Origin of the sequence: Paracoccus sp. J55, assembly GCF_000513975.1 — a bacterium.
Classification (GTDB): domain Bacteria; phylum Pseudomonadota; class Alphaproteobacteria; order Rhodobacterales; family Rhodobacteraceae; genus Paracoccus.
This window is the reverse complement of the sequence record NZ_KI911334.1, coordinates 14756-27393: the sequence shown is the minus strand read 5'-3', so window position 1 is coordinate 27393 and position 12638 is coordinate 14756. Positions and strand designations below refer to the sequence as shown.

Genomic DNA, 12638 nt, shown 5'->3' with positions numbered 1-12638 from the left:
TCAGTGCCCCGGGAACCAGTCTTCGGCGCGGACCTGCTCGCCCAGGCGCAGGCGCTTGCGCTCAAACTCGGCCTCGCGTCCCCATGGCTTGGTAGCATCGACCAGAAGCCGGCCCCAATGGTCCTTTTGCTCGTCGCGATAGAAGGACGGGGTTTCGGGGATGATCATCATCTCCTTGTCGGGTCGGCAGCGGGTCAGGATCGCCCACTGCACGTCGTCCATGTCGTAGATGTCCACGTCGGTATCGACCACGGTGATCTGCTTGGCCCAGATCGGTTCGGCGCCGATGGTGGCCAACATGACCTGGCGGGCATGGCCCTCGAACTGCGGCTCGATCTGCACGACGGCATGGTTCACGAAGGGCTGGCAGGTGACGTTCACGATCCCCGGCAGGGCCGCGGAAAGCCGCTGGTAGATATTGGCCGAAACCGAAAGCTCCAGCGTCAGCACCTCTTCGGGTGAGCCGCAAAGAATGGAATGGAACATCGCATCCTTGCGCACGGTGACGCCCAGCACCTCGAAGACGGCATTCGGGGCCTCGGCCACGTAATAGCCCATGAACTCGCCGAATGGCCCTTCGGGCAGGCGGACATTGGGCAGGAAGCGGCCCTCGATCACCACCTCGGTCTCGGCCGGCACCTCAAGGTCGATATGGTTGCACTTGCGCATGGCGACGGGCTTGCCGCGCAGCCGGGCCGCAACCTCAAGCTCATCCACGTCATAGGGCAAGGGCGCGGCCGCGGTCAGGAAGGCATGGGCCGGCGGTCCGATGAGCATCGCGGCTTCAAGCGGCCGACCCATCTTTTCGGCCTTCTCGTGATAGATCGTCAGATGGTGGCGCGGCGCAAGGCGGCAGCGCAGCTCACCGTCGTCGATATACATCGAGCGGTGATAGGACAGGTTGCCCACCCCCGTCTCGGGATCCTTCGCGATGAACATGGCCGAGGTGAAATAGGCCCCGCCATCGCGGTCGGAATAGGTGATGAGGGGCAGGTCGGAAAGCCTGACCTCTTCATATTCCGGCAGATCGGCGGGGGCGGCAGGAACAAGCGGCTGCTTCATGTCGGCCGCGCCCAGCGATGAGAGCCTGCTCCACTGCCGACAGAAATCGGCGGCGTCGATGCCGATCACCTCGCCCAGCCGCTCGCGCGTGCTGTAGATGTTGCTCACGACGGGAAAGCGGGTGCCCTTCACATTGGTGAACATCACCGGCCTGGCCCATTTCTTCTGCGCAAGCTGGGTGACAGCAGCAAGCTCATGCGCGGGATCGATCTCGCGATCGACGACCAGCAGGTCGCCACGGGCCTCAAGCTTGCGGACGAACTCTCTCATATCGGACTCCTTGCGGTGTTTCCCTGCACGGGATCAGCGGGTCTTTCCGCCCTGAAGCGTGGGCACGATGCGGTTGGAGCGCGCCTCATGGGTCGAGCGCAGGCGATAACGGTCGCCGGGATAGATGAAGCGGCTGCGCGTGACGGGAATGCCGTCCCGCCAGGTCGAGCGGTCCAGCAGCAGGCAGGGCTGGTTCTCGTCGATCTGCAGATGCTTGCGCACCTCTTCGTCGGCACGGATGGCGCGGATCGTGTTGTCCACGGTCGTCACGCGGGTCTCGCGCAAAAGCCAATTGTGCGGCGTGATGCGCGAGAAATCCTGTTCCAGATAGGCCGGCGCCTCGGCAGCGTTCACATAGCGATCCTCAAGCTGGATCGGCGTGCCGTCTTCGAGATGCAGCAGACGCGAGTGAAAGACGGTGTCGTCCGGCGAAAGCTGCAGCATGTTGCGCCCCGGACTGTCGCGCCCCAGGATCGCATGCTGAAGCACCCGGCAGGAATGCGCGCCGCCCGAGAAGGCGATTTCCTCGGAGATGTCGGGCAGGTTGAAGACCGCGCATTGCATCCGCGGCCCGATGACGAAGGTGCCCCGCCCCTGGATGCGCAGCAGCACGCCATCGGTCTGCAACTCTCGTAGCGCCCGGCGCACGGTCAGCCGCGAGGCGCCGAATTCGCCCGCCAGATCCTCTTCCGAGGGGACCTGGAAGTTCGCCGGCCATTCCTCGGTCTCGATCCTGCGGTCGATCGCGCTCTTGATCTGTTCGTAAAGGGGCTGATCCGTGGTCACTGCACCATCCAAAGTGATATCATTATTGATCCGTTATCATCCCACACCTCCCGACATTGCAAGTGGAATCTGGTCATTCCACCCGCTTCAGGGACCGAAATCGCCCGAAAGAAGCCTTTCCCTGCATATTTTGCTTAAATTATAGGCAAATAACACTATCATTTTCTATCACAGATTCTGTTGTTGACAGGCAATAACAATATTACTTTCTATGATAAGGAATATGGTAGCCGAGTCGATTCCATGACGTTGGGTCGCGACACGGCAAGCAGCAGCCCTGCAAGAATGGAGTGACCATGCCCGCCGAAAGCCTGCCGAAACTGTCCATGTATATCGACGGCCAATGGGTCGCCCCGGCTTCGGGGGAGTATCTCGAGACGGTGGACCCCTATACGGCCAAGCCCTGGGCACTGGTCCCGCGCGGCAATGCCCAGGACGCCGACCGGGCCGTCCAGGCCGCGCACCGCGCCTTCAGGGAGGGACCATGGGGCAGGATGCATCCCAGCGCGCGCGGCCGCATCATCTCGAAATTCGGCGATCTGATCGAGGCGAATGCCGATGCGCTGGCCGAAATCGAGGTGCGCGACAACGGCCGCCTGCTGGCCGAGATGCGCCACCAGATCCGCTATATCCCGCGCTGGTATCACTATTACGCCGGCCTCGCCGACAAGATCGAGGGGGCGGTCCATCCTTGCGACAAGGACGCGCTGAGCTTTTCGCGCCACGAGCCTCTGGGCGTCTGCGCCGGCATCGTGCCCTGGAACGCGCCGCTGTTCCTGTTCTCGCTCAAGGCCGCGCCGGCACTGGCGGCGGGCTGCACCCTGGTGATGAAGCCGGCCGAACATACCTCGGCCACGGCGCTCAAGCTGATGGAACTGGTCGAGGAGGCAGGGTTTCCGCCGGGCGTCATCAACGTCGTCACGGGCTACGGTCCCGAGGTGGGCGAGCCCTTGGTCACCCATCCGCTGACGCGCCATGTCGGCTTCACCGGCTCGACCAAAACCGGCGCGCATCTTTATTCGCTGGCGGCCAGGGACATCAAGCGCGTCAGCCTGGAACTGGGCGGAAAGTCCCCCAACATCGTCTTCGACGACGCCGACCTGGACAATGCCGTGCGCGGCGTGGTGGGCGGCATCTTCGGCGCCGTGGGCCAGACCTGCATCGCCGGCTCGCGGCTTCTGGTCCATCGCAAGGTGCATGACCAGTTCCTGGAAAAGCTGGCTGCATTCACCAAGACGGCCCGTATCGGCGATCCCAAGCACATGGAGACCCGGATCGGCCCCATCGCCAACGCAATACAATATCAAAAGGTGCTGGGCTATATAGACATCGCCCGCGATGAGGGTGCCGAACTGGTCCTGGGCGGCAAGCGCCCCGAGATCGAGGAATGCGCAAGCGGCTTCTTTATCGAGCCGACGATCTTTGCCGGCGTGAACAATGACATGCGCATCGCCCGGGAGGAGGTCTTCGGCCCCGTTCTGGCGGCCATCCCCTTCGACGAGCCCGAAGAGGCCGTCGCCATCGCTAACGACAGCGAATTCGGCCTGGCCGCCGGGGTCTGGACCGCCGACATGCGTCGCGCGCTGCTGATGTCCCAGCGGATCGAGGCGGGCAGCGTCTGGGTCAACACCTATCGCGACGTCTCCTACACCACGCCCTTCGGCGGCTACAAGAAAAGCGGCATCGGCCGCGAGAACGGCATCGAGGGCATCCGCGAGTTCCTCCAGACCAAGGCCGTCTGGCTTTCGACCGCCGAGGAAATCGCCAACCCCTTCGTCATCGGATGAGCGTCATGAGAAAAGGTGCTGAAATCCTTGCCGACGAACTGGCGCTGAACGGCGCGCGGATCGTCTATCATGTGCCGGGCGAAAGCTTTCTGGTCGCGCTCGACGCCCTGGCGACACGACATCCCGGCATCCGCGCGATCAGCTGCCGCCACGAAAACGGCGCGGCGCAGATGGCCGAGGCGCATGGCAAGCTGACGGGCCAGCCGGGCGTGGCCTTCGTCACCCGCAGCCCCGGCGCGACCAATGCGGTCAATGGCGTCCACACCGCCTTTCAGGACGGCTCGCCCATGATCCTGATCGTGGGCCAGGTGAAACGCGCGATCTTGGAGCGCGAAGCCTTCATGTCCTACGACTTCCGCACGATGTTCGCGCCCATGGCGAAATGGGTGGCGCAGATCGACGACCCCGCCCGCATTCCCGAATTCGTCCAGCGCGCCTGGGCCACGGCCCTGTCGGGCCGGCGCGGTCCGGTGGTGCTGGTCGTGCCCGAGGACGTGCTGGAAGAGATGAGCGACGTTCCCCCCTCGGCCCGCCCGGCCCAGCCGTCGCGCGCCGGGACGCCCCGAGATGGGGACATGGCGCTGATCTTCGGCATGCTCGCCCAGGCCCAGCGCCCGCTGGTCGTCGTCGGCGGTTCGGACTGGAGCGAGACTGCGCGCGAGGATATCCAGGACTTCGCCGGCCGGCTGGGCCTGCCGGTAGTGACGACCTTCCGGCGCCGCGACATCATCGACCACCGACTGGACTGTTATGCGGGCGAGATCGGCATCGGCGCCAATCCCGCGCTGCTTGCCCACATCAAGCAAGCGGATTTCGTACTGATGCTCAACGATGCGTTGAGCGACGTGAACACCATCGGCGCGGGCTACATGGAGGGGTTCACGCTTTTCTCGATCCCGCATCCAAAGCAGAAAATCGTCCATGTCATGGCCGACCACGGCGATCTGAACCGGGTATTCCAGGTCGATCTGGCACTGGCGGCCGACAACGACGCCACCGCCCGCGCCCTGGCAAGCCGGGATGCCCGTCCCATGCCGGCACATGCGGAATGGACCGCAAAGCTGCGGGCGACCCTGCTGGCCGAGCGCGAGCCCCAGCCCTGCCCCGGCGCGATCAACCTGCCCCGCGTGATGGGCTGGCTGCGCAAACGCCTGCCCGAGGATGCCATCGTCACCAATGGCGTCGGCGCCTATGCCACCTGGAGCCAGCGCTATTTCCCCCATTACCGCCTGCACACCCAGCTTGGCCCCATCAGCGGCAGCATGGGCTATTCCCTGCCGGCGGCCATCGCGGCCAAGCTGGCCCATCCCGAGCGGGTCGTGGTGGATTTCGTCGGGGACGGCTGCTTCCAGATGAGCAGCGAGGAACTGGCGACGGCGGTGCAGTATGGCGCCAATATCGTCATCCTGCTCTACAACAACGGGCTTTACGGCACGATCCGCATCCATGAGGAAAACCGCCTCGACGGGCGGACCAACGGCACCGACCTGACCAATCCCGACTTCGTGCTGCTGGCGCAGGCCTATGGCGCCCATGGCGAGCGCGTGACCACGACAGAGGAGTTCGCCCCGGCCTTCGAACGCGCCTTGGCAGCCGGAAGACCCGCCCTGATCGAGATGGTGATCGACCCCGAAGCCATCCATTGCCGCTATTCACTCAGCGATCTTCGTGCCCGGCGTGCGTCGCGGGCGCAGGACTGAGCATCGGAAATCCGCCGCGCCCGCCGCAGAAGTGGGCCGGCAGACCCCCCGGGGCGACATCCCAACCGCCCCTTCATCCCCCAACAGGAGTCCCCCCATGAACACCAAGCTTCTTCTCGCCGGCCTCGCCCTTTCGGCCTCCTGGGCCGGTGCGGCCTCGGCCCAGAATTGCATGCTGCGCGTCACCACCTGGGGCGGCAGCTATCAGGCCACCTATGAGTCCGTGGCAGAAGCATTTGAAAAGGCAAACAAATGCCGCATCGAATGGGTTGTGGGCTCAAGCCCGGATCACCTGATCAAGGCCCGGCTTGGCCAGGTGGATGTCGTGACCAACACGCTGCTCAACTCCATCGCCGGCGAGAAAGAGGGGCTCTGGGCACCGCTCGACCCCCAGAAGATCCCGAATATGGCCAATCTCTACGACAATGCCGTCTATTCGGATCACACGATTTTCGCCAATGTCGGCGATTACGTGCTGGCCTATAACACCGACCAGATTTCCGAGCCGCCCACCAGTTGGGACGCGCTGTGGAATCCCGATTACAGAAGCGCGGTGGTGATCTACGGCATCGACCACATCCCCACGCTGAGCCTGACGGTGATGGAGGCCGAACAGAACGGCGGCGGCATCGACAATATCGAGCCGGGCCTGAACCGCATGGCCGAGCTGTTCAAGAACGGCAACCTGATCGGCGCGCTGGACGTGGAAAGCCAGATGGTATCGCTGTTCGAGACGGGCGATGCCTGGATCGGGATGCTGGCCACCGGGCGGATGCGCGACCTGTTGTCGAAGGGCGCGGAGAACATCGCCTTCGTGCGGCCCGAGGAGGGCACCTTCCCGCTTATCTCGACCATCAATATCCACAAGGACGCGACCGATCCCGACATGGCGGCGAAATTCGTGGACTACGTCCTCAGTCCCCAGGTCCAGGTGGCCTTTGCCACGCGCAACCTCTATGCGCCCACGGTGAGGAATGCCGAGGTGCCCGAGGACACCCCCTATCGCGACCTGCTGGTGATGGGCGATGCCTTCGAGCGCCTCTACCTGCCGGATCAGGAAAAGATCACCGCCAACAAGGCTGACTGGCAGCAACAGCTGAACCAGAAGATTGGGCGCTGAGCGGCTGCCGATCCGTGTGGCGACCGAACCAGGTCGCCATCACCCGCAGGGCCGGCGACGGCCGCAAGAACCAGGATGAAATGCAGCCCATGTCCGATGATGCCATTCAAGTCCAGCGAGTCATGAAAAGCTACGGCACCATGCTGGCCGTGGACGATGTCTCCTTCAACGTCGCCGAGGGCGAGTTCGTCTCGCTCCTCGGGCCAAGCGGCTGCGGCAAGACCACGACGCTGCGCATGATTGCCGGTTTCACCGACACATCAGGCGGTGCGATCCGCGTGCATGGCCGCGAGGTCACCCACCTGCCGCCCGAAAAGCGCGACTTGGGCTTCGTGTTCCAGAATTATGCGCTGTGGCCGCATATGACGGTCGCCGAAAACGTGGCCTTCGGGCTGAAGCTGCGCCGCAAGCCGCGGGATGTCATCCGCAACAAGATCGAGGAGGCGCTGTCCGTCACCGGCCTCTCGGGTTACGAAGACCGGCTGCCGCGCCAGCTTTCGGGCGGGCAGCAACAGCGGGTGGCGCTGGCCCGCGCGCTGGCGCTTGAGCCGCAGGTGCTTCTGATGGACGAACCGCTGTCGAACCTCGACCGCGCGCTGCGGGTGGTCATGCGCCGGGAACTCAAGGAGCTGCAGGCGCGCATGAAGATGACCACGCTCTACGTGACCCATGACCAGGAAGAGGCGCTTTCGATGTCGAACCGGGTCGTGATCATGAACGGCGGCCGCGTCGAACAGATCGCGGCGCCCTACGAGCTTTACGAAAATCCGGCCACGCGCTTCGTCGCGGATTTCGTGGGCATCACCAATTTCCTGGAAGGTACCGCCAGCGACATGGGCGGCGGCATGGTCGGGGTGCGGCTGCCCTCGGGCCAGGTGCTGCACGCCCAAGCGCGGATGCCGGTCGCGCAAGGAGGCGCCGTGCGCGCATTGATCCGCCCCGAGCGGGTGACGATTTCCCCGGCCGAGCTTTCGGGGCCGAACGTGCTGGCCGGCCGGGTCGAGCTTTCGGAATATTTCGGCGCCGTGCTGCGCTATACCGTCCGGCTCGACAGCGGCGAAATCCTGCGCGCGGAAGTGCATAACTTCGACGAATTCATCGCCGGCAGCAGCAGGGTCTGGATCTGTACGCTGCCCGAACATCTGCGGGTGATCCCGCATGACACGCGGGGCTGAGCGATGATCCGACGCCTGCTTCCCTCGCTTGCCCCCGCGCTGGTCGCGCTGCTGATCTTCGTCGCGTTACCCATGCTCTGGGTGCTGCGCACCAGCTTCAACGAGCTGGCCGACGGCGCCTATGTCGTCGAAGCGATGACGCTCGACAACTACGCCCGCTTCCTGGGCGATCCCTGGTATCTGGTGAACACGCTGTGGTTCTCGATCCGCATCGCGCTGGTGGCGACGGTGATCTCGGTGATCTGTGCCTATCCGGTCGCGCTTTACATCGTGAAGACGACGGGATTGCAGCGCAACATCCTGATGGCGCTGATCATGGCACCGCTGCTGATCGGCCTGGTGACCCTGGTCTATGGCTGGATCGTGATCTTTCGCGGCGGCGGGCTGCTCAATTCGCTGATGATCGCGCTGCATGTCTATGACCGCCCGGTACGCTATATGTGGGACATCAAGGGCGTGGTGATCCTGCTGGTCTATATCGGCGCGCCCTATGTGGTGCTGTCGCTGCTCGACAGTCTGGAACGCATCAGCCCCTATCTGGTCGAGGCCGCGCGCAATGTCGGCGCCAGCCGCTGGACCGCCTTCTGGAAGGTAGTCTTCCCGATGACCATGCCAGGGCTTTATGCCGGTCTCGTCATCGTCTTTTCTCTGAACTTCTCGGCCTTCGCGGTGCCGCTAATGATCGGCGACAGCAATACGCAGATGATCGGCCTGATCATCTATCGCGAGGCGCTGCTGAACAACGACCTGCCCTTTGCCTCGGCGTTATCGGTGATCATGGTGGTGGTGAATGCGCTGATCCTTGTGGGCATGGCCGCCTTTTTCGGCCGTGTCATCCTCAACCGGCTGGAGGCAAAGCGATGACGCGGCTTGATCTTGGCACGATTGCCCTGCGGTTCTTCACGCTGCTGATGATGGCCTTCCTGATCTTCCCGATCGCGGTGACACTGGTCGTGGCGGTCAACCCGCGCGAGTTCATTCTGCCGCCGAACGGCTTCACGCTGGACTGGTTCAAGGCGGCCTGGAGTTCCAAGACCTTCCTGCGCGGCATGGGCGTCAGCCTGGCCCTTGGCCTTGTCGCGGCCACGCTGGCCAACGCGCTGGCGCTGCCGGCGGCCATGGCGCTGGTGCGGAACGATTTCCGCGGCAAGGGCGTCGTCAACCTCGTCTTGATGTCGCCGCTGCTGATCCCGACCACCATCTTCAGCCTGGCGCTCTATATCTGGTTCGTGCGGGTAGGCTACGGCTCGGGCCTCGTGCCGCTGCTGGTGGGACACACGATCCACGTCATGCCCTATGCGCTGCGCATCCTGACGGCCAGCCTGCACAATCTCGATCCCAGCTACGAAGAGGCCGCGCGCAACGTGGGCGCCGGGCGGACCCGCACGCTGTTCTCGATCACGCTGCCGGTTATCCGCACCGGGCTGATCTCCAGCTTTGCGCTGTGCTTCATCCTGTCCTGGAATGATTTCCCGATCTCGGTCTTCTTGGCGCCGCCGGGCTGGACGCCGCTTCCGGTCGAACTCTTCTCCTACATCAAGTTCCAATACGACGCGGTAGCCGCGGCGCTGGCCGGATCGCTTATCCTGCTGTCGGCGCTGGCCATGGTGATCATCGACCGGCTGGCGGGTCTGCGCCGCGTCCTGCGGTCCTGACCTGCAGCGGACGGGGCTGACCGTCCACACCCAACCCACGGAGTTCCCCATGAAGAACCGCATTTTCACCGGCGCCCCTTCAGAGACGCAGGCCGGCTATGCCAAGGCCGTCATAGACGGCAAGACGATCCATGTCTCCGGCACGACCGGTCGCGATCCCCTGACCAATCTTTTCCCCGAGGATCCCGGACAACAGGCGCGCAACGCGCTGGCCTCGATCCAGGCGACCCTACGCGAAGCCGGATCAAGCCTGGCCGATGTCGTCGTCAGCCGGGTCTATGTCAGCGACCTTGAGGCGGCGACAGCCGTCACCCCGGTGTTGGGCGAAGTCTTTGCCGACATCCGCCCGACGAGCACATTTCTCATCTGCCAGATCCCGGCCCCTGGCGCGAGAGTCGAAATCGAGATCACCGCCTCGAGAAGCATTGCTTAGAGCCGATGCCTGCCGAAAGTTCTGATCAGCACCAAGGGCATAGACCGCCTTCAGACCCCGTTGTTCCGATGGCTGCGGGCTTACTGCGACGGCCATCAGCGCATCGGGAATCTCATAGCTACCCAGCAGCGCATGAAGAGATCGGTTCACACTACATTGACACAAGGGCCTCTCAACTGGAGGCACGACAATTAATCAAACAATAATCAACACTTGCCATTCCATTGAGATCTGCGCTGCAAGACTGTCCACATTTTGAAAGACGACCGGTCTAATTATTGTGGATTTTAGGAGCAGATCGGTCTAGAAAAACCTGATGGGAGATTCGCTAGACCCCGGCCCCCGCAAACGTGGCCGTCCACGCAAGGATCAGAGCCAGCCGGATGCGCCGCGCATGGTGCTCATTCGGACGGGCGTGGCGGTCCTGACGGAAAAGGGTTTCAGTGCGGTCAGCATCGACGACATCCTATCCTCGGCGGGCGTGCCGAAGGGGTCTTTCTACCACTACTTCCCCAGCAAGGAGGCTTTCGGCATGGCATTGATCGATGCCTATGCCGAGTATTTTGCCCGCAAGCTGGATCGCTGGCTCGACGATGAAACCCAGTTGCCGCTGCAACGCATCAGCAATTTCTTCGCCGATGCCAAGGCAGGCATGGCGCGGTTCGGCTATCGGCGGGGCTGTCTGGTCGGCAATCTGGGGCAGGAAATGGGTGTTTTGCCCGAATCCTACCGCCACCGCCTGGCGGCGGTGTTTCACGATTGGGAGGCGCGGACCGCCCGCTGCCTTCGGGCGGCGCAGGCCGCCGGCCAGGTTGGGACAGATGCGGATTGCGACCGGCTGGCACGGTTCTTCTGGATCGGCTGGGAGGGCGCGGTGCTGCGCTCCAAACTGGAGCAAGACCCGGGCCCGCTCGATGAATTCGCCCGGGGCTTCCTCGCCCTGCTGCGATCTGGCTCTGAAACTTCAAAGGGGTAACACCATGTTCAAGGCGCTTCTGATAGAAAAGGACGACAGCGGGCAGCGAGTGTCGCTGTCCGAACTGGACGAAAGCCGGTTGCCCGATGGCGACGTCACGGTCCGCGTTGCCTGCTCGACGCTGAACTACAAGGATGCGCTGGCAATCACCGGAAAGGGGCCGGTGGTCAGGCGCTTTCCCATGGTTCCCGGCATCGATTTCGCGGGCGTGGTGGAGCATTCGGACAACGCCGCCTTCCGGGCCGGCGACAAGGTCGTGCTGAACGGCTGGGGCGTCGGCGAGGTGCATTGGGGCGGGCTGGCCGAACTGGCCCGGGTGAAGGCCGAATGGCTGATCCCGCTGGAGCCCGCCTTCACCCCCGCCCAGGCCATGAGCATCGGTACCGCGGGCTATACCGCGATGCTGTGCGTGATGGCGCTGGAGCGCCACGGCATCACTCCCGACAGCGGCGAGGTGCTGGTGACGGGCGCCGCCGGGGGCGTGGGCAGCGTCGCAGTCGCGGTGCTGGCAAAACTGGGCTATCACGTCGTGGCGGTGACAGGCCGCCCCGAAGAAGCAGATTATCTGGCCGGTCTGGGCGCGAAACGCATCCTGCCGCGCTCCGATTTCAGCGAACCGGGCAAACCGCTTGGCCGCGAGCAATGGGCGGGCGCCGTAGACGTGGCGGGCGGGCGCGTATTGGCCAATGTCTGCGCCTCGATGAAATACCGGGGCGTGGTCGCGGCCTGCGGTCTTGCAGGCGGCATGGATTTCCCAGCCACGGTCGCGCCCTTCATCCTGCGCGGCGTCACGCTGGCGGGCATCGACAGTGTCATGTGCCCGCCCGCCGAACGGCGCGAAGCCTGGCGGCGCCTTGGCCAGGATCTCGACCCGAGCGTGCTGGACGCCATGACGAACCGCATCGCGATCGAAGATGCCATCGGCGTTTCCGAACAACTCATCGCCGGTGCCGTACGTGGTCGCGTCATCGTTCCGATCAATGATCTCTGATACTCTCTGGAGAAATGAAATGACCGAAGACCAACCCGCCATCAGCCGCTTTCCGGTTCCAACCATGGCAGAGATGCCCGACGACATCCGGGACCGCATCCTGGCGGTGCAGGAGAAGTCGGGCTTCGTCCCGAACGTCTTTCTGACGCTTGCGCATCGTCCAGACGAGTTCCGGGCGTTCTTCGCCTATCACGACGCGCTGATGGACAAGCCCGGCAATCTCAGCAAGGCCGAGCGCGAGATGATCGTGGTGGCGACCAGCAATCTCAACCAATGCCAGTACTGTGTCGTGGCTCATGGCGCCATCCTGCGCATCCGCGCCAAGAACCCGCTGATCGCCGATCAGGTCGCCGTGAATTACCGCAAGGCAGATATCACGCCGCGCCAGAAGGCGATGATCGACTTCGCCGTCAAGGTCTCGCAGCGGGCGCAGGAGGTAGGTGAGGATGATCTGCAAGCACTGAAATCGCACGGTTTCACCGAGGAGGACGCGTGGGACATCGCGGCAATCTCGGCCTTCTTCGGCATGTCGAACCGGCTCGCCAACGTCACCAGCATGCGTCCCAATGATGAATTCTACAGCATGGGGCGGTAGACCGCATTCCTGCCGGGACTCCGGAAGGCGATATTCAGAGCCTTGCATGATCCTGGGTCTGCCCGGCCATCTGGGCGGCCTGATCCAC

At 63.7% G+C, this 12638-nt stretch carries 12 protein-coding genes; 10 read left to right on the top strand and 2 right to left on the bottom strand.

The genetic code is table 11. From position 1 onward, the window contains the following. Both PARJ55_RS0121115 and hutC read right to left on the bottom strand, forming a co-directional pair. The gene (locus PARJ55_RS0121115) at positions 1 to 1332 is read right to left on the bottom strand and encodes a UbiD family decarboxylase (RefSeq protein WP_028714760.1); all 1332 of its coding nucleotides are present in this window, start codon (positions 1330 to 1332) and stop codon (positions 1 to 3) included. A gap of 33 nt (positions 1333 to 1365) precedes the next feature. Next, positions 1366 to 2118 carry a histidine utilization repressor gene (gene hutC, locus PARJ55_RS0121110; RefSeq protein ID WP_028714759.1) on the bottom strand — a complete coding sequence of 251 codons (753 nt, stop codon included), beginning with the start codon at positions 2116 to 2118 and terminating at the stop codon, positions 1366 to 1368. A gap of 296 nt (positions 2119 to 2414) precedes the next feature. Between hutC and PARJ55_RS0121105 the strand changes: the two genes are divergently transcribed. The 10 genes from PARJ55_RS0121105 (at position 2415) to PARJ55_RS0121060 (ending at position 12550) form a co-directional block, all read left to right on the top strand. Beyond that, positions 2415 to 3905 carry an aldehyde dehydrogenase gene (locus PARJ55_RS0121105; protein WP_028714758.1) on the top strand — a complete coding sequence of 497 codons (1491 nt, stop codon included), beginning with the start codon at positions 2415 to 2417 and terminating at the stop codon, positions 3903 to 3905. 5 nt (positions 3906 to 3910) lie between these two features. Next, positions 3911 to 5605, top strand: a complete 1695-nt coding sequence (locus tag PARJ55_RS0121100) for a thiamine pyrophosphate-binding protein (protein WP_028714757.1) — start codon at positions 3911 to 3913, stop codon at positions 5603 to 5605. A gap of 97 nt (positions 5606 to 5702) precedes the next feature. Continuing rightward, positions 5703 to 6725, top strand: coding sequence for an ABC transporter substrate-binding protein (locus tag PARJ55_RS0121095; RefSeq protein WP_028714756.1), 1023 nt, complete (start codon positions 5703 to 5705; stop codon positions 6723 to 6725). A gap of 122 nt (positions 6726 to 6847) precedes the next feature. Continuing rightward, complete coding sequence (locus tag PARJ55_RS0121090; RefSeq protein ID WP_232215771.1) at positions 6848 to 7900, top strand: ABC transporter ATP-binding protein; 1053 nt, start codon at positions 6848 to 6850, stop codon at positions 7898 to 7900. A gap of 3 nt (positions 7901 to 7903) precedes the next feature. After that, a complete protein-coding gene (locus PARJ55_RS0121085) occupies positions 7904 to 8764 on the top strand; it encodes an ABC transporter permease (protein WP_028714754.1) in 861 nt (286 codons plus the stop codon). Further along, the gene (locus PARJ55_RS0121080; RefSeq protein ID WP_028714753.1) at positions 8761 to 9555 is read left to right on the top strand and encodes an ABC transporter permease; all 795 of its coding nucleotides are present in this window, start codon (positions 8761 to 8763) and stop codon (positions 9553 to 9555) included. The genes PARJ55_RS0121085 and PARJ55_RS0121080 overlap by 4 nt, the downstream gene beginning before the upstream one ends. A gap of 49 nt (positions 9556 to 9604) precedes the next feature. Continuing rightward, the gene (locus PARJ55_RS0121075) at positions 9605 to 9988 is read left to right on the top strand and encodes a RidA family protein (protein WP_028714752.1); all 384 of its coding nucleotides are present in this window, start codon (positions 9605 to 9607) and stop codon (positions 9986 to 9988) included. A 316-nt stretch (positions 9989 to 10304) separates the two neighbouring features. Continuing rightward, positions 10305 to 10964 carry a TetR/AcrR family transcriptional regulator gene (locus tag PARJ55_RS0121070; protein ID WP_028714751.1) on the top strand — a complete coding sequence of 220 codons (660 nt, stop codon included), beginning with the start codon at positions 10305 to 10307 and terminating at the stop codon, positions 10962 to 10964. A gap of 4 nt (positions 10965 to 10968) precedes the next feature. After that, positions 10969 to 11955: an MDR family oxidoreductase gene (locus PARJ55_RS0121065; RefSeq protein WP_028714750.1), complete on the top strand. Its 987-nt coding sequence runs from the start codon at positions 10969 to 10971 to the stop codon at positions 11953 to 11955. Positions 11956 to 11974: 19 nt separating this feature from the next. After that, positions 11975 to 12550, top strand: a complete 576-nt coding sequence (locus PARJ55_RS0121060; RefSeq protein ID WP_028714749.1) for a peroxidase-related enzyme — start codon at positions 11975 to 11977, stop codon at positions 12548 to 12550. The last annotated feature ends 88 nt before the right edge of the window (positions 12551 to 12638 follow it).